The organism is Auraticoccus cholistanensis (genome assembly GCF_009742705.1).
Lineage (GTDB): Bacteria > Actinomycetota > Actinomycetes > Propionibacteriales > Propionibacteriaceae > Auraticoccus > Auraticoccus cholistanensis.
This window is the reverse complement of the sequence record NZ_WPCU01000005.1, coordinates 837,600-859,319: the sequence shown is the minus strand read 5'-3', so window position 1 is coordinate 859,319 and position 21,720 is coordinate 837,600. Positions and strand designations below refer to the sequence as shown.

Annotated in this window: 24 protein-coding genes; 17 read left to right on the top strand and 7 right to left on the bottom strand. The window is 74.5% G+C overall.

The window, feature by feature from the left end; all coding sequences use genetic code 11:
- Nucleotides 1-36 precede the first annotated feature (36 nt).
- Nucleotides 37-720 carry a uracil-DNA glycosylase gene (locus GC722_RS09885; RefSeq protein ID WP_156609690.1) on the bottom strand — a complete coding sequence of 228 codons (684 nt, stop codon included), beginning with the start codon at nt 718-720 and terminating at the stop codon, nt 37-39.
- A 49-nt stretch (nt 721-769) separates the two neighbouring features.
- Between GC722_RS09885 and GC722_RS09880 the strand changes: the two genes are divergently transcribed.
- The 6 genes from GC722_RS09880 (at nt 770) to GC722_RS09855 (ending at nt 5,879) form a co-directional block, all read left to right on the top strand.
- Complete coding sequence (locus tag GC722_RS09880; RefSeq protein WP_156609689.1) at nt 770-2,008, top strand: AI-2E family transporter; 1,239 nt, start codon at nt 770-772, stop codon at nt 2,006-2,008.
- A gap of 85 nt (nt 2,009-2,093) precedes the next feature.
- Nucleotides 2,094-3,038, top strand: a complete 945-nt coding sequence (locus GC722_RS09875) for a hypothetical protein (RefSeq protein ID WP_156609688.1) — start codon at nt 2,094-2,096, stop codon at nt 3,036-3,038.
- Entirely contained in the window at nt 3,035-3,430 is a 396-nt protein-coding gene (locus GC722_RS09870) for a DUF2089 domain-containing protein (RefSeq protein ID WP_156609687.1), read from the top strand. The genes GC722_RS09875 and GC722_RS09870 overlap by 4 nt, the downstream gene beginning before the upstream one ends.
- 372 nt (nt 3,431-3,802) lie before the next feature.
- Nucleotides 3,803-4,366 (top strand): CGNR zinc finger domain-containing protein, encoded by a 564-nt coding sequence (locus tag GC722_RS09865; RefSeq protein WP_197429947.1) that lies wholly within the window; start codon nt 3,803-3,805, stop codon nt 4,364-4,366.
- Between the two features lie 60 nt (nt 4,367-4,426).
- Nucleotides 4,427-5,353 (top strand): helix-turn-helix domain-containing protein, encoded by a 927-nt coding sequence (locus tag GC722_RS09860; protein WP_331714633.1) that lies wholly within the window; start codon nt 4,427-4,429, stop codon nt 5,351-5,353.
- A 1-nt stretch (nt 5,354) separates the two neighbouring features.
- Complete coding sequence (locus GC722_RS09855; protein WP_331714632.1) at nt 5,355-5,879, top strand: dihydrofolate reductase family protein; 525 nt, start codon at nt 5,355-5,357, stop codon at nt 5,877-5,879.
- 100 nt (nt 5,880-5,979) lie between these two features.
- Here GC722_RS09855 and greA read toward each other — a convergent pair whose 3' ends face one another.
- Complete coding sequence (gene greA, locus GC722_RS09850) at nt 5,980-6,492, bottom strand: transcription elongation factor GreA (RefSeq protein WP_156609686.1); 513 nt, start codon at nt 6,490-6,492, stop codon at nt 5,980-5,982.
- A gap of 20 nt (nt 6,493-6,512) precedes the next feature.
- Nucleotides 6,513-6,929 carry a DUF4307 domain-containing protein gene (locus GC722_RS18960; protein ID WP_331714631.1) on the bottom strand — a complete coding sequence of 139 codons (417 nt, stop codon included), beginning with the start codon at nt 6,927-6,929 and terminating at the stop codon, nt 6,513-6,515.
- 66 nt (nt 6,930-6,995) lie between these two features.
- On the opposite strand from GC722_RS18960, the gene mca reads away from it, so the two are divergent.
- The 7 genes from mca to GC722_RS09810 all read left to right on the top strand — a co-directional run bounded on the left by mca (nt 6,996) and on the right by GC722_RS09810 (nt 13,139).
- Nucleotides 6,996-7,949 carry a mycothiol conjugate amidase Mca gene (gene mca, locus GC722_RS09840; RefSeq protein ID WP_331714630.1) on the top strand — a complete coding sequence of 318 codons (954 nt, stop codon included), beginning with the start codon at nt 6,996-6,998 and terminating at the stop codon, nt 7,947-7,949.
- A 10-nt stretch (nt 7,950-7,959) separates the two neighbouring features.
- The gene (locus tag GC722_RS09835) at nt 7,960-8,130 is read left to right on the top strand and encodes a hypothetical protein (protein WP_156609685.1); all 171 of its coding nucleotides are present in this window, start codon (nt 7,960-7,962) and stop codon (nt 8,128-8,130) included.
- Complete coding sequence (locus GC722_RS09830; RefSeq protein ID WP_331714629.1) at nt 8,127-9,653, top strand: ABC transporter substrate-binding protein; 1,527 nt, start codon at nt 8,127-8,129, stop codon at nt 9,651-9,653. Before GC722_RS09835 ends, GC722_RS09830 begins: the two co-directional genes overlap by 4 nt.
- Nucleotides 9,654-9,656: 3 nt before the next feature.
- Nucleotides 9,657-10,604 (top strand): ABC transporter permease, encoded by a 948-nt coding sequence (locus GC722_RS09825; RefSeq protein ID WP_331714628.1) that lies wholly within the window; start codon nt 9,657-9,659, stop codon nt 10,602-10,604.
- Between the two features lie 71 nt (nt 10,605-10,675).
- Nucleotides 10,676-11,434 (top strand): ABC transporter permease, encoded by a 759-nt coding sequence (locus GC722_RS09820; RefSeq protein ID WP_156609914.1) that lies wholly within the window; start codon nt 10,676-10,678, stop codon nt 11,432-11,434.
- Nucleotides 11,431-12,339 (top strand): ABC transporter ATP-binding protein, encoded by a 909-nt coding sequence (locus tag GC722_RS09815; protein ID WP_331714627.1) that lies wholly within the window; start codon nt 11,431-11,433, stop codon nt 12,337-12,339. The genes GC722_RS09820 and GC722_RS09815 overlap by 4 nt, the downstream gene beginning before the upstream one ends.
- The gene (locus GC722_RS09810) at nt 12,336-13,139 is read left to right on the top strand and encodes an ATP-binding cassette domain-containing protein (RefSeq protein WP_331714626.1); all 804 of its coding nucleotides are present in this window, start codon (nt 12,336-12,338) and stop codon (nt 13,137-13,139) included. The genes GC722_RS09815 and GC722_RS09810 overlap by 4 nt, the downstream gene beginning before the upstream one ends.
- A 268-nt stretch (nt 13,140-13,407) precedes the next feature.
- On the opposite strand, the gene trhA is transcribed toward GC722_RS09810, so the two are convergent.
- The gene (trhA, locus tag GC722_RS09805) at nt 13,408-14,100 is read right to left on the bottom strand and encodes a PAQR family membrane homeostasis protein TrhA (protein WP_156609683.1); all 693 of its coding nucleotides are present in this window, start codon (nt 14,098-14,100) and stop codon (nt 13,408-13,410) included.
- Nucleotides 14,101-14,191: 91 nt separating this feature from the next.
- Between trhA and GC722_RS09800 the strand changes: the two genes are divergently transcribed.
- From GC722_RS09800 to GC722_RS09785, 4 genes are all read left to right on the top strand, one after another.
- On the top strand, nt 14,192-15,001 hold the full coding sequence (locus GC722_RS09800; protein ID WP_156609682.1) for an isoprenyl transferase: 810 nt from the start codon (nt 14,192-14,194) through the stop codon (nt 14,999-15,001).
- Nucleotides 15,002-15,133: 132 nt separating this feature from the next.
- On the top strand, nt 15,134-16,414 hold the full coding sequence (locus GC722_RS09795; RefSeq protein WP_197429945.1) for an MFS transporter: 1,281 nt from the start codon (nt 15,134-15,136) through the stop codon (nt 16,412-16,414).
- Nucleotides 16,415-16,631: 217 nt separating this feature from the next.
- Nucleotides 16,632-17,939 carry a PhoH family protein gene (locus GC722_RS09790; protein WP_331714625.1) on the top strand — a complete coding sequence of 436 codons (1,308 nt, stop codon included), beginning with the start codon at nt 16,632-16,634 and terminating at the stop codon, nt 17,937-17,939.
- 190 nt (nt 17,940-18,129) lie between these two features.
- Nucleotides 18,130-18,849 (top strand): aggregation-promoting factor C-terminal-like domain-containing protein, encoded by a 720-nt coding sequence (locus tag GC722_RS09785; RefSeq protein ID WP_156609680.1) that lies wholly within the window; start codon nt 18,130-18,132, stop codon nt 18,847-18,849.
- A 38-nt stretch (nt 18,850-18,887) separates the two neighbouring features.
- Here GC722_RS09785 and GC722_RS09780 read toward each other — a convergent pair whose 3' ends face one another.
- The 3 genes from GC722_RS09780 to GC722_RS09770 all read right to left on the bottom strand — a co-directional run.
- Nucleotides 18,888-19,535: a DAK2 domain-containing protein gene (locus GC722_RS09780; protein ID WP_156609679.1), complete on the bottom strand. Its 648-nt coding sequence runs from the start codon at nt 19,533-19,535 to the stop codon at nt 18,888-18,890.
- A complete protein-coding gene (locus tag GC722_RS09775; protein ID WP_197429944.1) occupies nt 19,532-20,569 on the bottom strand; it encodes a dihydroxyacetone kinase subunit DhaK in 1,038 nt (345 codons plus the stop codon). Before GC722_RS09775 ends, GC722_RS09780 begins: the two co-directional genes overlap by 4 nt.
- 5 nt (nt 20,570-20,574) lie before the next feature.
- On the bottom strand, nt 20,575-21,720 hold a 1,146-nt coding region (locus tag GC722_RS09770), incomplete at its 5' end, for a class II fumarate hydratase (RefSeq protein ID WP_231747554.1).

Sequence of the window (21,720 nt, the reverse complement as noted above, 5' to 3'; positions counted from 1 at the left end):
CCCCGGTGCAACGCCGTGCCCGGGTGGGGGATTCCCTCAGAGCCGCCAGTCGACCGGCTCCGCGCCCTGCTCCACCAGCAGGGCGTTGACCCGGCTGAACGGGCGGGAGCCGAAGAACCCGCGGCTGGCCGAGAGGGGGGAGGGGTGGGCGCTGGCCACCACCGGCACGTCGCCCAGCAGCGGGCGCAGCGTCTGGGCGTCCCGCCCCCAGAGCACGGCCACCAGCGGGCCGCCGCGCGCGACGAGGGCGCGGATGGCGACCTCCGTGATCTCCTCCCAGCCCCTGCCGCGGTGGCTGGCCGGCTCGCCGGGTCGCACGGTCAGCACCCGGTTCAGCAGCATGACCCCCTGCTCGAACCAGCGGGTGAGGTCGCCGTGGTCCGCGGGGGCCACCCCGGTGTCGGCGGCCAGCTCGGTGTAGATGTTGACCAGGCTCCGCGGCAGCGGCCGGACGTCCGGGGCCACCGAGAACGACAGCCCCACCGGGTGACCGGGGGTGGGGTAGGGGTCCTGCCCGACCACCAGCACCCGCACCCGGGCCAGCGGCAGCGTGAAGGCCCGCAGCACCTGCTCGCCGTCGGGCAGGTAGGACCTGCCGGCGGCCAGCTCGGCCCGCAGGAAGTCCCCCATCGCGGCGACCCGGTCGGCCACCGGGGCCAGCGCCTCGGCCCAGTCCGGGGCCACCAGCTCGGGCAGCGGTCGTCGGTTCACGCCGCGCATCGTGCCACGGCTGCCGCACGTCGGTCGTCCCGCCTGTCAGAATCGGGCCATGTCGAGGCGTCGGTACGAAGCAGCGTTGCGCAACGCGCAGCGGAAGGCGGCCATGGAGCAACGGGTGCTGCGGGAGGCCGCGGAGGACCCCGCTGTCATCGAGGCCCGCGCGGCCACCCCGCACGAGGAGCGCACCGGCGACTACAACCGGGCGGTGCCCTTCGGGCTGCGGGTCGCCGCCGGGTGGTCGTGGCGCCTCGCGGTGGTCGGCGCCGGGGTCTACCTGCTGGGCTGGCTGATCACCTACTTCTCGGCGGTGACCGTGCCGATCGCGGTCGCGCTGCTGCTGGCCGCGCTGATGCAGCCGGTGATCCGACGGCTCACCGACATCGGCTGGCCCCGCGGGCTCGCCGTCGGGGTCGGGGTGTTCGGCGGGTTCCTGGTCGTCGTCGGGGTGCTCGTGCTGATCGTCCAGCAGATCGTGAGCTCCGCCGGCGAGCTCGGCACCCAGGCCCTCGCCGGGGCGCAGCAGGTGCTGCGCTACATCGAGGAGGGGCCGATCCCCGTCGACACCAGCCAGCTGAGCCAGCTGCAGGACCAGGTCGCGGACTGGGCGAGGAACTCCGCCGGCACCATCACCGGCTACGCGACCGCCGCCGGTGGGGCCATCGGCAACTTCTTCGCCGGGCTGGCCATCGCCCTGTTCGCCCTCTTCTACTTCCTCTACGACGGCCACCGGATCTGGAACGCCGCGCTGCGCTTCATCCCCGCGCCGGTGCGCGAGCGCACCGACGTGGCCGCCCGCACCGGCTGGCAGGCGCTCATCTCCTACGTGCGGGCCACCGTCGCGGTGGCCGCCGTCGACGCGGTGGGCGTGCTGATCGTGGCGCTGATCCTGCAGGTACCGCTCGCCCCGGCCCTGGCCGCGCTGGTCTTCCTCGGTGCCTTCGTCCCGATCGTGGGTGCGCTGGTGACCGGGTTCGTCGCGGTCGCCGTGGCCCTGGTGGCCCTCGGCTGGGTGCAGGCGCTGATCATGCTGGGCGGCATCATCCTGGTGATGCAGCTGGAGGGCAACGTGCTGCAGCCGTTCCTGCTCGGCAAGGCCGTGTCGGTGCACCCGCTCGCGGTGATCCTGGCCATCTCGGTCGGCATCATCGTCGGCGGCATCGTCGGCGGTCTGATCGCCATCCCGGCCCTGGCCTTCGTGCAGATCTTCGTCACCACGCTGGCCCGGGGATCCGACTTCGGCCAGGCCCACCTGCCCGAGCCGCCACCACCGGAGCCGGCGGAGGCCTGAGCCACCGGGGGACTCCCCGGAGCGGACCCTGACAAAGAGGTAAGCCGGCTTCCCAGAGTGGAAGGTCCGGTTTACATTCGTGGTCATGAGCACACCTGACCTCAGTCCGATCCTGGAGGAGCTGGCCGCCGGCCGCATCACCCCTGCCGAGGCCTCCCGGCGCATCGACGCCCTGACCGCTTCCGGCGGCGGCGGCGGGTCCGCCGAGCAGCGCCCGACGGGCGAGACCGAGCACGGCCGCCCGCAGTACGCCACCCACCGCTCCGAGCGGGTGCGTCCCCTCGACGACGAGCAGCCGGCCGACATCCCGCCGGCCGCCGAGGCCCAGCCCGACCCCGAGCCCGTCGACGACGGCAGCGGTCCCAGCCGGGGCAGCGTCAACGGCGTCGAGCGGGTCTCGCTGCGGGTGGTGGGCCGCCGGGTCCGCATCGTCGGCGACCGCAAGGTCTCCACCGCCTCCGTCGAGGGCCCGAACGTGGTCACCCGCAACGGCGCGGTGCTCGAGATCCGCAGCGACGGCGAGGTGGGGCCGTCCTTCGACGGGTTCTCGGTGCTGCGCCCGCCGCGCAGCCTCGACGACGTCCGGGCCCTCGGTCTGGGCAAGGAGCTGGTGGTGCGGGTCAACCCCGTCCTCACCGTGGACGCCGAGGTGACGGCCGGCAGCCTCCACAGCGAGAAGGTCCCGTTCCTGGGCAAGGTCCGGGTGACCGCCGGCGGCGCCAGGCTGCTGGACGTGGCGGTGGTCGAGGACGCCCTCGTGCAGGCGGGGCAGGCCACCGTGGCCGGCACCCTGCGCACCGGCCGCTCCAAGCTCCGCGCGGAGTCGGGCTCGCTGAACGTCCAGCTGGAGGACCGCTCCGACGTCACGGTGCACAGCGACGCCCAGCTGGGCCGGGTCAGCTGGTCCGGCCAGCACACCGGGGCCGGCGACGAGGTGGTGATGGGCCACGGCAACGCCCGGCTCGACGTCAGCGTCGTGATGGGTCACGCCCAGGTGCGCCTCGGCTCCGGCGGCGAGGCGGGGGCATGAGCGGCCAGGTCCCACGTCACGGCCACTCCCAACCCCACCGCACCCCGAGCAGCTGCCCCGTCTGCGACCGCCAGCTCGAGGTGACCCGGCTGGGCTGCTCGGGCTGCGGCACCGAGCTGGCCGGGCTCTTCGAGCAGTGCCGCTTCTGCCGCCTCGACTCCGAGGACCTGGAGACCCTGATGGTGTTCCTGGCCTCCCGCGGCAACCTGCGCGAGGTCGAGAGGCACCTCGGCGTCTCCTACCCGACGGCGCGGCAGCGCTTCGGCGAGCTGCTCGAGCGGCTCGGGCTGGGGGAGCCGGCCGGTCGGCGGCCGGTCGACCGCGACCAGGTGCTGGCCGACGTGGCCAGCGGGCGGATCACGCCCGAGGAGGCCCAGCGGCTGCTGGCCTGAGCGGTGCCGCGGCCCGGGTCGCCAGCCGAGCAGCCGGGCCAGCGAGCAGCTGCGGAGGAGCGGGTCGACCCGGTCCTCCCAGCCCGTCTGCTCGCGGGGCCCGTCCTGGTCGGCGGGGTCGCACCGCCACACCCAGCCGCCGGCCAGGGGACGGTTCGGCCGGTCGCGGTCGGTGAGGGGTGCGGCCGGCCGCGCGGCCGGCGCCGTTCGTGCCGCTCCCGGCGGCTGGTTCTGCTCCACGAGCTCGGTGCTCGACATGGCTCCTCCTGAGAAGTTACACCAGTCAAACGCTTTGGCTGGTGTAACTCAGCATGCGCCCGTACGCTCACACCGGTCAAGGCGCTATGCTGGTGTGAATCGAGGAGGTCAGATGTGAGCGAAGACGCCGTCCCACCCGCGGCCCGGCTGCTGCGGGACTTCGTCAACACCTACGAGCCCCAGCTGGACGAGGAGTCGTTGACGACGAGCGCCGCGCTGCGCGACTGGCTGGTCGAGCAGCGCCTGGTGCCGGTCGAGGCCCGGGTCACCGACGACGACCTCGACGCGGCCCGCGCGGTCCGCGAGGGGCTGCGGGAGGTGCTGCTGGGGCACGCCGGTCACGACACCGACCCGGACTCCCTCGGCAGGCTGCGGACCGTGCTGGCCGACTTCCCGGTCCGGGTGCACCTCGACGCCGACGGCTACCGACTGGTCGGCGCCCGCAGCGACGCCGTCGGCCGGGCCGTCGGCGAGCTGCTCGACGCGGTCCGCCGCGCCACCGAGGACGGCACCTGGCCGAGGCTGAAGGTGTGCGCGCGCGACAGCTGCCGCTGGGCCTTCTACGACGCCTCCCGCAACCAGGTGCGCCGCTGGTGCTCCATGGCCGGGTGCGGCAACGCCGTCAAGATGCGGCGCGCCTACGCCGCCCGCAGGGCCCGGACCCGCCAGGAGCCCTAGCCTGCGAGGACGGCAAGAACGGTCAAGCGCGGGCCGCCGACGTCGGTCCAGACTGGGTCCGTGAGCGATGCGACCACCGGCCCCGGACCCGGGCGGGACCGGCTGCGCGAGCTGCTGGACGCCGTGCTGAACACCGACGGCGGACGGCTGGGAGCGATGGCCGGCGACGCGTACAGCTCCCCGTGGCACTTCGCCCGTGAGGTGAGCCGCGGCGCCGGCGAGCCGCCGGTCAGCCTGCGCCGGCGCGTGATGCTCGAGCGGGCCGCGTGGCAGCTGCGCCAGGGCCGGGCCGTGACCGAGGTCGCCCTCGAGGCGGGCTACTCGTCCGTGGAGGGCTTCAGCCGCGCGTTCCGCCGCGCCTACGGCACCGCCCCGAGCCGGGCGGGCTCGACCGGCAGCCACTGGCTGCCCGCTCCCAACGGCATCCACTTCCACCCCCCGGTCGCGCTGTGGATCGAGGGATACCCGAGAGGACGATCCGACATGGACCCGACCGCGCTGCTCGTCCAGCACGACCTCGACGACACCGCGCAGCTGCTCGACGCGGCCGCCGCGCTGCCGGCCGAGGAGTGGGACCGGGTCCGTCGTCCCGGCGAGACCGTGCTCGGCTGGGACGGTCCGGAGGAGTCGGTCGCCGCGGTGCTGGACCACCTCGTCTACACCAAGGAGGTCTGGCTGGCCTCGATCACCGGCGCCGACCAGCCGCCTCGCGGCTCCACCGACCCCGGCTCGCTGCGGACGCGGTTCGAGCAGGTGGCGCCGCGGTGGTTGGCCGAGATCCGTGACATCGAACGGCGCGACGCGTGGGGCGACGCCATGGTGGACGCCCTCTGCGACCCGCCCGAGAGCTTCGTGATCGGCAGCGTGCTCGCCCACGTGCTGACCTACTCGGCCTACCGGCGCCAGCTGGTGCGCGCGCTGCTGCGCGAGGCCGGGCACCCGGTCGACCACGGCGACCCCATCGAATGGCTGAGGAGCAGGAGCTGACGTGCCCAGGACCATCTACTACACCGCCACCACCCTCGACGGCTACATCGCGACCGTCGACCACTCGCTGGACTGGCTGCTGTCCCGGCACAACGAGGACGACGGACCGGCCGGCTACACCGACTTCATCTCGAACATCGGCGCGCTCGCCATGGGCGCCCACACCTATGAGTGGATCCTCGCCCACGAGCAGGGCGCCTGGACCTACACCCAGCCGACCTGGGTCTTCACCCACCGCGAGCTGCCGCGGGTGGACGGCGACGTCCGCCTCACCGCCGCCGACGTGGCGCAGGTGCACGCCGAGATGACCGCCGCCGCGGCGGGCAAGGACCTGTGGGTGGTGGGCGGGGGCGACCTGGCCGGCCAGTTCGCCGACCGCGGTCTGCTCGACGAGCTGGTCGTCTCGATCGCCCCAGTCACCCTCGGTGCGGGCGCCCCGCTGCTGCCCCGGCGGCTGGAGCTCGCGCTGACCGAGGTGGCACGCAACGGCGAGTTCGCCGTCGCCCGCTACGACGTCGTGCGGTAGCCGCGGACGGGCGGGCAAGACGCGGCGACGGCGTGCCCCCGGGCAGGGGGCACGCCGTCGGCGGTGCTGACCTCAGGAGGTGCCTGAGGGGGGTGCAGGCTCAGGAGGTGAAGGGCTGCACGTCCACGATGGTCACCGAGATCGGCCGGCCGTTGGGTGCGGTGTAGGTGACGTCGTCACCCTTGCGCTTGCCCAGGATGGCGCTGCCGAGCGGCGACTGCGGGCTGTACACGTTGATGTCCTCGGCCGCCTCGTCCAGGCCCAGCACCTCGCGCGAGCCCAGCAGGAAGGTGTCGGTGTCGGAGGTGTCGCCGTCGAAGGCGATGGTGACCCGGGTGCCGGCCGCGACCTCGTCGGGGTCGGAGGGGGCCTCGCCGACCTCCGCGCGTCGCAGCATGTCCTGCAGCAGGCGGATGCGGGCCTCCATCTGACCCTGCTCCTCGCGGGCGGCGTGGTAGCCGCCGTTCTCGCGGAGGTCGCCCTCGTCGCGGGCCTGCGCGATCCGCTGGGTGACCTCGTCGCGTCCCACGTTGACGAGGTGGTCCAGCTCCGCCTGGAGCTTGTCGTAAGCCTCCTGGGTCAGCCAGATCGTGTTGGCGTCGGTCTTGTCCATCGAAGGAGCCTAGCAGCGCCTCAGCCCACCTGGCAGCCGTCGAGGCTGGCGGCGGCGGCCCGTCGGAACGTCTGCACGGGCACCTCCCGGCGGACCTGCTCCTCTGTGCCGGGACCCAGCTCGACGCGCACCTCGCCGACCCGCTCGAAGTTCTGCGCCTGGGCCACCACCAGGCAGCTGACCGCGACCGACGGGTCCGGGCGCTGGATGCTGACGGTGACGTCGACGCGGTCGTCGGAGATGACGTAGTGGTCCACCCGGCCGCTGACCGGCGGGGACGCCTGCGAGCTGGCCGCCCACAGCAGCCAGGCGAGCACCACCGCGGCGAGCACGGCGAGCGTCGCCACCCCCGCGGGCCGGGCGAACCACGACCGCGGGTAGCGGCGACGGATGCGCTCGGCGGCGGTCGGGTCGGTCACCGGGACAGCAGGAGGCACCTCCCCATCCTCCCACGCACCACGCCGCCGTCGGCGCGCCCGCGGGCTGGCGCTAGCCTGTCGGCCGTGCCGGAGAACCGACCTGCCCGGGTGGACGCCCACGGCGAGCAGCTGCGCCTGCTGCACGTGCACGCCCACCCCGACGACGAGTCGAGCAAGGGGGCGGCCACCACCGCCCGCTACGTGGCCGAGGGGGTGCGCGTCGTGGTGGCCACCTGCACCGGGGGTGAACGCGGCTCCATCCTCAACCCCGCCATGGAGCGTCCCGACATCCTGGCCAACATCAGCGAGGTCCGCCGGGCCGAGATGGACGCGGCCCGCGAGATCCTCGGCATCGAGCAGGTGTGGCTGGGGTTCGTCGACTCCGGGTTGCCGGAGGGCGACCCGCTGCCGCCGCTGCCGCCCGGGTGCTTCGGGCTGACCGACCCGGCCGAGTCGTGCCGCCCGCTGGTGGCGCTGATCCGCCAGCTGCGCCCGCACGTCATCACCACCTACGACGAGAACGGCGGCTACCCGCACCCGGACCACATCATGTGCCACCGGGTGACCATGGCCGCCTGGGAGGCGGCGGCCGACCCGGAGGCCTTCCCCGAGCTGGGCGAGCCCTGGGCGGCGCAGAAGCTGTACTACCACTTCTCCTTCCACTACGACCGGATGATGGCGCTGCACGAGGCGATGCTGGCCCGCGGCCTGGAGTCGCCGTACGCCGAGCGGCTGCAGGGCTGGCAGCGCGACCCCGAGCACCAGGCCCGGATCACCACCCGGGTGCCCTGCGCGGAGTACTTCGGCGTCCGGGACGCGGCCCTGCTCGCCCACGCCACCCAGGTCGACCCCGACGGCTCCTGGTTCGCGGTGCCGCTGGAGGTGCAGGTCGAGGTGTGGCCGACCGAGGACTACGAGCTGGCCCGCAGCCGGATCGGGAGCACCCGTCCCGACGGCGGGCTGGAGGACGACCTGTTCGCCGGGATCGCCGTCCCGGCGCCCGCGGCGGGTCAGGTCGCGGGGGCCGCGCGGGAGTAGGGTCGCCTGCATGGAGATCGAGCTGTCGCCGGACTGGAGCCCGCTGGTTCTGGTGCTGGTGCTGGCGCTCGCCTGCGTCCTGCTCTACCTGGGGATGCGGCGCCAGATGAAGCGGTTGGACGCCAACTGGTCGCCGCAGAGCCCGACCAGTCCCGACCCCGACGACACCACCCGCGGGTGAGCGGCTCCCGACCCCGTGGTGGCGGGGTGCGCCGGCTGGTCGGCGCCCTCGTGCTGCTCGGGCTGCTGGCCGTCGCCGGCTGCTCCGCCGGGGCCGGCACCGCCGACCAGGGCGAGCAGACGGCGTCCCTCTCGGTCGGGCTGGTCGCCGAGCCGGCCAACCTCGACTTCACCACCACCGACGGGGCCGCCATCCCGCAGGCGCTGCTGTACAACGTCTACGAGACGCTGGTGAAGGTCGACGGCGAGGGCGAGCTGGTGCCGTCGCTGGCCCGCTCCTGGGAGGTCAGCGAGGACCGGCGCACCTACACCTTCGAGCTGGTGGAGGGCGCCACCTTCACCGACGGCGCCCCCTTCACCGCCGAGGACGCCGTCTTCTCGATCGAGCGCGTGCAGACGGAGTGGACCACCTCGCTGGCCGCGGCCATGGACGTGGTCGAGTCCGCGACCGCCGTCTCGCCCACCACCCTGCGGGTCGAGCTGTCGCGGCCCTCCAACGACTGGCTGTACCGGATGACCACCCGGATCGGGGCGATGTTCTCCCGCACCGGCGTGGACGCCCTCGGCACCGACCCGGTGGGGACCGGGCCCTACCGCTTCGGCAGCTGGAACCGCGGCGACTCGATCACGCTGCTGCGCAACGACGGCTACTGGGGCAGCGCGCCGCAGTTCGGCGAGGTGGTGCTGCGCTACTTCCGCGACCCCACCGCCCTGAACAACGCCCTGCTGTCGGGCACCATCGACGTGATCGGCACCGTGCAGGCGCCGGAGTCGCTCGAGCAGTTCACCTCCGACCCGCGGTTCCAGGTGATCGAGGGCACCACGACCGCGGAGGTGGTGCTGTCGTTCAACCGGTCCCGGGCCCCGCTGGACGACCTGGACGTCCGCCGGGCGATCAAGCACGCCATCGACCACCGCGCGCTGGTCGACACCTGCTGGGCCGGCCGCGGCACGCTGATCGGCTCGATGGTGCCGCCCTCGGACCCCTGGTACACCGACCTGACCGGGCGCTACCCCTACGACCCCGACCGCGCCCGGGAGCTGCTGGAGGGCACCGACGCCACCTCCTCGACGCTGCGGCTGCGGGTGCCGAACCTGCCCTACGCGGTCGCCTGCGGGCAGGTGGTGGAGAGCCAGCTGGAGCAGGTCGGGCTCGACGTCCAGATGGACACCCTCGAGTTCCCGGCCGCCTGGCTGCAGACGGTCTACACCGACGCCGACTACGACATGTCGATCATCGCCCACGTCGAGCCCCGCGACCTGCGCGCGGTCTTCGGCGACCCCGACTACTACACCCGCTACGGCGAGCCGGAGTTCGTCGAGCACCTCGACGCCGCCGACGCCGGCACGGAGGCCGAGCAGACCGAGCAGCTGCGGCTTGCCGCGGAGATGCTGGCCGACGACGCGGCCGCGGACTGGCTGTTCCTGCTGCCCAACCTCGTGGTGGCCGAACAGGGGATCACCGGGCTGCCGCAGAACGCGGTGAGCGAGTCCTTCGACCTCTCCGCCCTCGGCAGGTCCTGAGCGGTGCTGCTGCGGGTCCTGACCCGGCTGGCGGTCCTGCTCGCGAGCCTGGCGGTCAGCTCGCTGGTGGTGTTCGCCTTCATGGCCGTGCTCCCCGGCGACCCGGCCCGGGTGGCGCTGGGGGTGAACGCCTCCGAGGCGGCGGTCCAGCAGCTGCGCAGCGACTTCGGGCTCGACCGCCCGCTGCCCACCCAGTACCTGGAGTGGGTGCGGGGGCTGCTCACCCTCGACCTGGGGGAGTCCTACATCAGCCGGGCCGCCATCGCCCCGCAGGTGCTCGACCGGGCCCAGGTGACGCTGTGGCTGGTGGGGGCGGGGATGGTGGTGGCGGTGCTGGTCGCCGTCCCGCTCGGGTCGCTGGCCGCGCTGACCTCGCGCTCGCCGCTCGGGGTGCTGCTGTCGGCGGTGTCCCAGCTGGGGGTCGCCGTGCCGGCGTTCCTGGCCGGGATCCTGCTGGTGGCGGTGTTCGCGGTGGGGCTGGGCTGGCTGCCCGCGAGCGGGTGGACGCCGCCGGCGCAGGACCCGGGTCGCTTCCTCTCCCAGCTGGTGCTGCCGGCGTCCTCGCTGGGTCTGGTGCAGGGCGCGGTGCTGGCCCGCTACGTCCGCAGCGCGGTGCTGGAGGTGCTCGGCGAGGACTACCTGCGCACCGCCCGGGCCAAGGGGCTGCGACCGGGCCCGGCGCTGGTCCGCCACGGGCTGCGCAACGCCGCCGTGCCCGTGGTCACCGTCCTGGGGCTGCAGCTGGCCACCCTGCTGGTCGGCGCGGTGGTGGTGGAGCGCGTGTTCGTCGTCCCCGGGCTGGGCAGTCTGCTGCTGGACGCCGTGGCCAACCGCGACCTCGTCGTCATCCAGGACGTGGTGATGCTGCTGGTCGCCGCGGTGCTGGTGATCAACTTCGTCGTCGACCTGCTCTACCTGGCCATCGACCCGCGGCTGAGGACGGCCCGGTGAGCGGCCGGGGGAGCCGCCGGGGCGGGGCGGCGGTGCTCGTCGGCGGGGCGCTCGTCGCGCTGGTGGTGCTGATGGCCCTGCTCTCCTTCCTGTGGACCCCGCACGACCCGACCCTGGTCGACGCCCGCGTCCGGCTGCAGGGACCGTCCCCGGCGTACTGGCTGGGGACCGACCGCTTCGGCCGCGACCTGGTCAGCCAGCTGATGGTGGGCGCCCGCACCACCGTCTACGTGGGGCTGGTGGCGGTGGGGATCGCCGCCCTGGTCGGCGTCCCGCTGGGGGTGCTGGCGGCGATGGCGCCGCGGTGGCTGGGGGAGCTGCTGATGCGCGCCAACGACCTGCTGCTGGCGTTCCCGGCGCTGCTGCTGGCGGTGATGCTCGCCGCCGTGCTCGGCGCCGGCACCGGGGTGGCCATGGTGGCCATCGGGGTGTCCACCGTGCCCAGCTTCGCCCGCGTGGTGCGGGCCGGCAGCCTGCAGGTGCTGCGCAGCGACTTCGTGCTGGCCGCCCGGGCGGCGGGCCGGCGTCCCTGGGGGGTGGCGGTGCGGCACGTGCTGCCCAACGTGGCCGGGCTGGTGATCGTGCAGGCGTCGGTGGCGTTCGCGATCGCCGTGCTGGCCGAGGCCGCGCTGTCGTTCCTCGGCTTCGGCACCCCGCCGCCGACGCCCTCCTGGGGGCGGATGCTGCAGGAGAGCCAGTCGCTGCTGTTCACCGACCCGCGGCTGGCCGTGGTGCCCGGGGTGGCGGTCGCGGCTGCCGTGCTGGGGTTCAACCTGCTCGGCGACGGGCTGCGGGACCGGCTCGACCCGCGGCTGGAGGCCCGCCGGTGAGCGCTGCGCTGCTGGAGGTGGAGGGGCTGTCGGTGGCGGCCGAGGGCCGGCCGCTGGTGGGCGACCTGCGGTTCGCGGTGCGCAGCGGCGAGCGGGTGGGGCTGATCGGGGAGTCTGGCTCGGGCAAGTCGGTGACGGCGCTGGCGCTGATGGGGCTGCTGCCGCCGGGGCTGCGGGCGGGCGGTTCGGTCCGCCTGGCCGGCCGCGAGCTGCTGGGGGCCCCGGAGGCCGAGCTGTCGCGGCTGCGGGGGGCGCAGGTGTCGATGGTCTTCCAGGAGCCGATGACCGCCCTCAACCCGACGATGCGGATCGGCCCGCAGGTGGCGGAGGTGCTGCAGGTGCACGGCCGCGTCCCCGACCGCCGGTCCGCCTGGCAGGCCGCGGTGGCGGCGCTGGCGGACGTCGGGCTGCCCGACCCGCCGGCGCTGGCGCGCGCCTACCCCCACCAGCTGTCGGGCGGGCAGCGGCAGCGGGTGGTGATCGCCATCGCGCTGGCCGGCGACCCGGCGCTGCTGGTCTGCGACGAGCCGACCAGCGCCCTGGACGTCACCGTGCAGGGACGCGTGCTGGAGCTGATCCGCCGCGGGCTGGCCGAGCGGGGTGCCGGCTGCCTGTTCATCAGCCACGACCTGGCGGTGGTGGCCGACGTCTGCGAGCGGGTGCTGGTGATGCACGCCGGGCGGGTGGTGGAGGCCGGGCCGACCCGGCGGGTGCTGACCAGGCCGCAGCACCCCTACACCCGCGGGCTGCTGGCCGCCTCCGACCTGGGCCGGACCGACGAGCACGGCCGGCTGCTGACCATGGACCGCTTCCTCGCCGGGCCGCCGCCCCCGCTGACCGAGCCGGCGCCGCCCTGGCAGGGCACCGCCGAGGACGGCTGGGCGACGAGCGGGGGTGGGTCGTGAACGAGCCGGCGATCAGCGTGCAGGACGTCGTGCGGGAGTACCGCCGGCCGCGGACGTCGCTCACCGGGCCGACGCCGGTCGTGCGCGCGCTCCGCGGGGTCAGCCTGGAGGTGGGCCGCGGTGAGCGGTTCGGGCTGGTGGGGGAGTCCGGCAGCGGGAAGTCCACCCTGCTGCGGATCGTCGCCGCCCTCGACACGCCGACGTCCGGGCGGGTGCAGGTGCTGGGCCGCGACGTCTCGGGGGTCCCGGAGCGGCGGCTGGGGTTCCTGCGCCGGTCGCTGCAGCTGGTGCTGCAGGACCCCCGCTCCAGCCTGGACCCCCGGATGCGGGTGGGTGACGTGGTGGCCGAGCCGCTCGTCGCCCAGAAGCTGCCCGGCCGCCGGGAGCGGGTGCGCGAGGTGCTGGCCGAGGTGGGGCTGCCGGCCGAGGCGGCGGAGCGCTACCCCCACCAGTTCTCCGGAGGTCAGCGCCAGCGGATCTCGATCGCCCGCGCGCTGGCGCCCCGGCCGCAGATCCTGGTGGCCGACGAGCCGGTCAGCGCCCTCGACGTGTCGGTCCGCGCGCAGGTGCTCAACCTGCTCACCGACCTGGTGCAGCGCCACGGGCTGACCCTGCTGCTGGTCTCGCACGACCTGGCGGTGGTGCGCCACATGTGCCAGCAGGTGGCGGTGATGCAGGACGGCCAGCTCGTCGAGACCGGCCCGGCGGAGCAGCTGTGGGAGCGGCCCCAGCACCCCTACACCCGCCGGCTGGTCGAGTCCGCCCCCGACCTGCGCCGCGCCCTCGACCGCCTCCCCTGACCGCGTGTATGTCGTCGCGGTCACGGTCGGCGTGTCGCGGCGTGCCGCGGTGTCTGGGACGGACGGCGTACACGTTCTCAGGGACGGCCGGCCGTGCCGGCTGCCGCGAGCCCTCGCGCCTGCCGGCGGGGCGCGGGGTGATGCGGCCGGCGGACGGCGGAGGGGTGCCAGGGGAGCGTCCCTGGGAACCTGTACGCGGTGGGGCCGGGACAGCCCGACACGCCGCGGCACGCCGTCCGTGACCCGGACGACATACGGGCTTCCGGGGTCAGCTGCCGTAGGTGGCGATCGAGATGGCGGCGTAGTGGCAGCCGAAGGCGCCGATGGTGGCGGCGTGGAAGATCTCGTGGAAGCCGAACCAGCGCGGTGACGGGTTGGGCCGCTTGCGGGCGTAGACCACCGCGCCGAGGGTGTACAGCAGCCCGCCGGCCAGGATGAGCGTCAGCACCACCGGGCCACCGGCGGTGAGGAACTGCGGCAGCCAGGCCAGCGCCGCCCAGCCCATGGCGATGTACAGGACCGTGTACAGCCAGCGGGGCGCCTGCAGCCACAGCACCCGGAACAGCAGCCCGAACAGGGCCGAGCCCCACACCAGGCTGAGCAGCAGCACCCGCGAGCCGCCCTCCAGCATGGTGAGCGCCATGGGGGTGTAGGTGGCGGCGATGAAGACGAAGATGTTGGCGTGGTCCATCCGGCGCAGGATCGCCTCGGCGCCCGGGCCCCAGTAGAAGCGGTGGTAGAGACCGCTGGTGCCGAACAGCAGCAGGGACGCGGCCAGGAACACCGCGCCGCCGATCTTGCCCTCGACCGTCGGCGCCAGCACCACCAGGACGATCCCGGCCACCAGCGCCAGCGGGGTCACCCCGGCGTGCAGCCAGCCCCGCAGCCGCGGCTTGACCTCCCGCGCCGCGCCGGTGATGGGATCCGTCGCCAGGTCCTTGAACGACGACCAGCTCGCCATCGACACGTCCTCTCCGCCCGTCGCGCCGGGTGCGACGCGACCGGTGACCAGCCTACGGCCCGCGCCACGGGCGGTCGCTAGTCTGCCCTCCATGGCGCGTGCGATCAGACTGCGGGAGTGGCTGGACCGGCTGCACCCCGCGGGACTGCTGTACAGCACCTACGAGCACCGCCTGATGGCCGAGCTGGACCACGCCCGGCTGCCCCAGCACGTCGCGGTGCTGGCCGACGGGAACCGTCGCTGGGCCCGGCTGAACGCCCCCGGCGAGCCGCTGGTGACCGGCTACCGGGCCGGTGCCCGCAAGCTCAAGGAGTTCGTCGAGTGGTGCGACGAGGCGGGCATCCGGGTGGTCACCCTCTGGGTGCTGTCCACCGACAACTTCGGCCGCACCCCCGACTCTGAGGTGCAGCCGCTGCTGGAGGTCATCGAGCAGATGGTGGCCGACCTCGTCGAGGCCCGGCGCTGGCCGATCAAGGCGGTCGGCGCCTTCGACCTGCTGCCCGAGCTCACCGCCGAGCGGCTCCGGGAGGCGGGCCGGGCCACCTGCGACATCGACGGCATGCACATCAACATCGCCATCTCCTACGGCGGGCGCCACGAGCTGCGTGACGCCTTCCGCTCGCTGCTGGCCGAGCACGCCCGCAAGGGCACCTCGATCGAGGAGCTCTCGCGCACCCTGGAGATCGACGAGATCGGTCGCCACCTCTACACCCGCGGCCAGCCCGACCCCGACCTGATCATCCGCACCTCCGGCGAGCAGCGGCTGTCGGGGTTCCTGATGTGGCAGTCGGCGCACTCGGAGTTCTGGTTCTGCGACGCCCTGTGGCCCGACTTCCGCAAGGTCGACTTCATCCGCGCGCTGCGCTCCTTCGCCCGCCGCGAACGCCGCTTCGGCCGCTGACGGAGGTGGTCCGGCGGGGTCGTCGGGCCGCCGCGCAGAATCGATACCAGAACGAGACCGCCTGCAGTGAGATGCGGGCTGCTCGCGGGGCACTGGCTGGGGAGGATGGCTGTCGGACCCGGAGGAGGGACGATGGACGGCCAGGACGCCCCGAGCGGCACCCGCGTGGTGCTGCCCGCGCCCGGCGTCGCGGCCTCCCCGACGGCCCCGGGCCGTGCCGGCCCGCTGCTGTGCTGGCTGGTGGTCGTCATCGCCGGCTACCACCTGGTCGTCCTCGGCGCGACGATCCCCAGCCTGATCCGCTTCGGGGTGCTGGGGTTCACCCCGGCGGCCGCCACGCTGGCCGCCACCGCCTCGGTGGCGGGGATGGCGGTCGGGGCCGCCGCGCAGTCACGCTCGGGGACCCGCCACGGACGCCGGCAGACCCTGGCCGTCGCCGTCGCGACCTCCTCGGCGGGTCTGCTGCTCACCCCGCTCGCGCCGGACGTCACCGTCTTCGTGCTGCTGCGGCTGCTGGGCGGTCTCGGCCTCGGGCTGGGGCTGCCGGTGGTGCTGGGCGTGGCGGCCGAGCGCGGTGTGCGCCGGCTCAGGGCCGGAGCCTGGGTCAGCACCGGCTACCACGCCGGCGCGGTGGCGGCCGCCGTGCTGGGGCTCGTGCTGCTGCCGGACTGGCGCCCGCTCTTCGTCCTCGGCGGGGTGGCCGGGCTGGTGCTGCTGCCGCTGCTCGCGCTCTGGCGCCCCGTCCCCGCCGGCTCGACCCGGCCCGCGCGGGGCCACGAGCCCTCGGTCCGGGCGCTGGTCAGCTGGCAGCACCGCTGGGTGGGCGTGGCCAGCGTCGTCGCCTCCTTCATGGCCCTCGCCCTGGTCCACGGCCTCAACACCTGGCTGCCGACGCTGATGCGTGCGGCGGGGCACGACCGCGCCACGTCGCTGCAGCTGCTGCTGGTGCTCAACGTGGGAGCCGCGCTGGGGCTGCTCGGCGTCGCTGCCGTGTCCCAGCGGCTGGGTGGACGCCGGGCCGTGCTGCTCTACTTCGGCCTGGCCGCCGTGGGCCTGGCGCTGCTCGGCTCGCCCGGCTCGGAGGTGTGGCAGCTGGTGGTGGTCGTGCTGCTGACCGGGGCGGTGGTGGCCAGCACCCAGGCGCTGATCCAGACCTACGTCGCCCGCGTCGTCCCGCCGGAGACCCGGACGGCCGCCAACGGGCTGGTCACCGGCCTGGGGCGGGTGGGGGCGGTGGCCGGGGTGCTCGGCACCGGTCTGCTGATCAGCAGCGGGCTGGCCGACCCGTGGGCCTTCCACCTGCTGTCGGCGGTCGCGCTGCTGGGGGTGCTGGTGATGGTGGTGATGACGCCGCGCACGGTCGAGCTGGCGGTGGCGCGACCTGCGGTCGACTCCCGGGTGAGCGCCGGGTGACGGATCGGGTGACGCTCGTGCGTCGCCCGGCGTGTTGAGCCCCGAGCGGGCCGCCACGGTCGTACGTTCGCCTCAGGGCAGTGGGGAAGCTGCCCACCGGAGGCACATGCACATGGGCACCACCGGGCCGTCTCGACGGCCTCGTGCAGGGCACCGGCTGACCACGTGACACGTGGGGCCGGCGGTGGTGCCGTGCGGCCCCGGACAAGGACCGACAGTGACGCACGAGCTGGCTCGCAAGACCTACGTCATCGACACCTCCGTCCTCCTCAGCGACCCGCGGGCGCTGTCGCGCTTCGCCGAGCACGACGTGGTGCTGCCCGTGGTGGTGATCACCGAGCTCGAGGCCAAGCGGCACCACCCCGAGCTGGGCTACTTCGCCCGTGCGGCGCTGCGGCAGCTCGACGACCTGCGGATCCGGTACGGGCGCCTGGACGCGCCGGTGCCGGTCACCGAGAGCGGGGGCACCGTGCACGTGGAGCTCAACCACACCGACCCCGAGGTGCTGCCGGCGGGGTTCCGACTCGGGGACAACGACTCGCGGATCCTCGCGGTGGCGCTCAACTTCGCCGCCGAGGGCCGCGACGTGGTGCTGGTGTCGAAGGACCTGCCGATGCGGGTCAAGGCCTCGGCGGTGGGCCTGGCGGCCGAGGAGTACCGCGCCGAGCTGGCGCCGGCGTCCGGCTGGACCGGGATGGCGGAGCTGCCGGCCACCGCGCAGCAGATCGACGCGCTCTACGCCGAGCAGGTGATCGACCACGACGAGGCCCGCGACCTGCCCTGCCACACCGGGGTGGTCGTGCTCGGCAACGGCACCTCCGCGCTGGCGCGGGTGACGCCGACCAAGCAGCTGCGGCTGGTCAAGCCCGACCGTGACGCCTTCGGCATCCACGGCCGCTCCGCCGAGCAGCGCATCGCCCTCGACCTGCTGCTGGACCCCTCGATCGGGATCGTGTCGATGGGCGGCCGGGCCGGTACCGGCAAGTCGGCGCTGGCCCTGTGCGCCGGGCTGGAGGCGGTGCTGGAGCGCCGCCAGCACTCCAAGGTGGTCGTGTTCCGCCCGCTGTACGCGGTGGGCGGGCAGGACCTGGGTTACCTGCCCGGCACCGAGCACGAGAAGATGGCCCCCTGGGCGCAGGCGGTCTTCGACACCCTCGGCGCGGTGGCCGGTCGTGAGGTGATCGACGAGGTGCTCGACCGCGGCCTGCTGGAGGTGCTGCCGCTCACCCACATCCGCGGGCGCTCGCTGCACGACGCCTTCGTGATCGTCGACGAGGCCCAGTCGCTGGAGCGCAACGTGCTCCTCACCGTGCTGAGCCGGATCGGGCAGGGCTCCCGGGTCGTGCTCACCCACGACGTCGCCCAGCGCGACAACCTGCGGGTGGGGCGGCACGACGGCGTGGTCGCGGTGGTCGAGAAGCTCAAGGGCCACCCGCTGTTCGCCCACATCACCCTGACCCGCTCCGAGCGGTCGCCGATCGCCGCACTCGTGACGGAGGTGCTGGAGGGCGACCCCACGCTCTGACCCGCGCCCCCCTCCTCCCGACCTCCACAGCCGTCCGGGCGGGTCCACAGCCGTTGCCGCGGCTGTGAGGCGCCCGGACCGGCTGTGGAGGCGGGGGAGAGCCGGCGGGGGACGCCGGAGGAGCGGGCGGGGACGCCTGGGGAGTTGCTGAGTTTGCTCAGCGAATTCTCATGTGTGATGCTCGTCCGCGATGCTCTCGCCCCGACGTCCCCTGCTCGCCGCTGCCGCTGTCTCCGCCGCCGTGCTGCTGCTGGCCCCACCAGGGCTGCCGGCGGTCGGTGCGGTCGCCCTGACCGACTCGGTGCCGCGGGTGGTCCGCGAGCTGGTGGCCGAGCAGCTCATCCCGCCCGCCGAGGCCGCCACCGCCCCGACCGTGGCCCCGGCTCCGGCGCCGGGCCGCACCGGGGACGACCGGCCCTCCCGCGACGCCGGACGTCCGGAGCTGGCCGGCCCAGAGCTCACCGCCCGGGCGGCGGAGCGGCAGCAGACGCTGAGCGGGCTGGCCGAGCAGGTGCGCGACGAGGCCGAGCGGCTGGACGCGGAGGCGCGGCGGGCCGCGGCGGAGCGGCGCGCCGCCGAGGAGGCCGCCGGCTACGACCTCGACCTGACCGACCCCCGCGACATCGCCCGCGAGCTGGCCGCGAACGAGTACGGCTGGACGGGCGAGCAGTGGGGCTGCATCGACGAGCTGATCACCCAGGAGTCGAGCTGGAACCCCCGCGCCGAGAACCCCAGCTCAGGCGCCTACGGCCTGGTGCAGGCGCTGCCGGCGGAGAAGATGGCCACGGTCGCCGACGACTGGCGGACCAACCCGGCCACCCAGCTGCGCTGGGGCTTCGGCTACATCGAGGACGTCTACGGCACCCCCTGCGAGGCCTGGTCCTTCCACCTGGCCCACAACTGGTACTGAGCCCCCTCGGTACCGGGCCCCCTCGGTACTGGGCCCGCTCAGCCCGCGGTGAGGGCGTCGGGGCCGATCAGCTGCCCGGCCGCGCCGGGTTCGAGCTCGCGTGCCGCCACGAGCAGCAGGACCGCCACGGCCACCGCGCCCGGATCCATCACGCCCGCACCCCGGTCGCCCACGTAGCTCGCCCGTCCCCGGCGCGCCCGCAGCGAGGCCGTGGCGCGGGCGCCGTCCACCGCGGCGGTGGCGGCGTCGGCGAGGGTGCCTCCCGCCAGCGCGTCGACGGCGGGGGCGAGGGCGTCCACCAGGGTGCGGTCGCCGGGCTCGGCCTCACCGACCCGCTGGATCGCCGACAGCCCGGCCGCGAGCCCTTCGCGCCAGGCCGAGGTGGGGTCCGGCTGGGCGGCCGCGGCCCGCGCCAGCTCGGAGAACAGCAGCCCGAACAGCGGACCGCTGGTGCCGCCCACCTCGTCGAGGAAGACGTCGGCCGCCGTCTGCAGGGCAGCCGTGCCCGCCCCGGCGTCCAGGCGCCGGACCACCAGACGCATGCCGGCGCGGAGGTTGTCACCGAAGTCGCCGTCGCCGGCCAGCCGGTCCATCCGGGTCAGGTCGGCGTGGGCGTCCTCCACCGCGCTCGCGTAGCTGCGCAGCAGGGCCTCGCCCTGCGCGGCGGCGTGGTCGTTCGACGTCATGGGGTGACCTCCGGGTCGTCGACGGGCAGCCGGGTGAGCGAGGGGGTGTCGGCGGGGGCCTGCCACAGCTCCGACCAGCCGGGCTCGAGGCGGGTCAGCGTGAGGGAGAAGCCCGCCATGTCGAGCGCGGCGACGTAGGTGCCGACGAGCGAGCCGTGCACCGGGGCGCCGGCCGCGCCCAGCAGGGCGGTCACCTCGTCGAAGAGCGAGTACAGCTCCAGCGAGGTGGTGCCCCCCAACCCGTTGACCACCAGCAGCACACCGCCGTCGCCGTCGCGGGACGGCGGCAGCGCCGCCAGCAGGTCGTCGAGCATGCGCCGCAGCAGCTCGGTCCGCGGCGGGCGGGGGATCGTGGTCGCCGCCCGCTCGCCGTGGATGCCCACCCCGTACTCCAGCTCGTCGGCGGCGAGCTCGAAGGCCGGCCCGCCGCCGGCGCCGGCGGTCTGCGCCCGGGAGGCCACGGCCAGGCTGCGCGAGGCGGCCGCGACCGCCTGCCCCAGCCCGGCCAGCTCCTCCAGCCCGGCCCCCCGGTCCGCCGCGGCGCCGAGCAGCTTCTCGACCACCACGGTGGCCGCGGTGCCGCGGCGGCCGGTCGCCGTCTCCTCGGAGTCGGTGGCGACGTCGTCGTCGACGAGGACCCGGCGCACCTCGATCCCGTCGAGCCGCAGCCGCTCGGCCGCGATGGCGAAGTTGATGCGGTCCCCGGTGTAGTTCTTCACCACGTGGACCACCCCGTCGGGCCCCGCCGCGGCCCGGCTGGCCGCGTAGACCTGCCGGTTGTGCGGGGAGGCGAAGACCTGGCCGGGCGCGACGGCGTCCAGCATCCCGACGCCCAGGAAACCGGCGTGCAGCGGCTCGTGGCCCGAGCCGCCGCCGGAGACCAGCCCCACCCGCCGACGCGGGTCCCGCCGGCGCGCGAGGAGGTGCAGCGGATCCTCCACGAGCTCGACGTGGCGGGCGTGGGCGCGGGCGAAGCCGGCGGTGGCCGAGGCGACCAGCGCCCCGTCCTCGTCGGGGTGGAAGGGCGCGCTCACCGGTCTCAGGCCTGCGGGGCGCGGGTCATCGAGAGCACGTCCAGGGCGCTGTCCAGCTGCTCCTCGGTGAGCCGGCCCTGCTCGACGAAGCCGGACTCGATCACCACCTGGCGGATGGTCTTGCCCTCCTTGAGCGCCGTCTTGGCCACCGCGGCGGCGTTCTCGTAGCCGATGTACTTGTTCAGCGGCGTGACGATCGAGGGCGAGGACTCCGCCAGCGTGCGGCAGTGCTCGGCGTTGGCGGTGATGCCCACCACGCAGCGGTCGGCCAGCAGCACGCTGACCGAGGACAGCAGCCGGATCGACTCCAGCAGGTTGCGGGCGATCACCGGCAGCATCACGTTGAGCTCGAAGTTGCCGGCCGCGCCGGCGATGCCCACGGTGGCGTCGTTGCCCATCACCTGGGCGCACACCATCAGCGTGGCCTCGGCCATCACCGGGTTCACCTTGCCGGGCATGATCGAGGACCCGGGCTGCAGGTCCGGCAGCGCGATCTCGCCCAGGCCGGCGCGCGGGCCCGACCCCATCCAGCGCAGGTCGTTGGCGATCTTGGTCAGGCTGACCGCGATGGTCCGCAGCACCCCCGACGCCTCGACCAGCGCGTCGCGGGCGCCCTGGGCCTCGAAGTGGTCGGCGGCCTCGGTCAGCGGCAGACCGGAGGCGTCGGCGATCCGGCGGATCACCTGGGCGGCGAAGCCGGCGGGGGTGTTGATCCCGGTGCCCACGGCCGTCCCGCCCAGCGGCAGCTCGGCCACCCGGGGCAGCGCCGCCTGCACCCGCTCCGCGCCGAGGCGGATCTGGCGGGCGTAGCCGCCGAACTCCTGGCCCAGGGTGACCGGGGTGGCGTCCATCAGGTGGGTGCGCCCGCTCTTCACGACGTCGGCGAACTCGGCCGACTTGGCCGACAGCGCCCCGGCCAGGTGCTCCAGCGCGGGCAGCAGGTCCTCGGTCAGCGACCGGGTGGCGGCGATGTGGATCGCGGAGGGGAAGACGTCGTTGCTGGACTGGGAGCAGTTGACGTGGTCGTTGGGGTGGACGTCACGCCCGAGCGAGCGGGTGGCCAGGGTGGAGATGACCTCGTTGGTGTTCATGTTGGACGAGGTGCCCGAGCCGGTCTGGAAGACGTCGATGGGGAACTCGGCGTCGTGGGC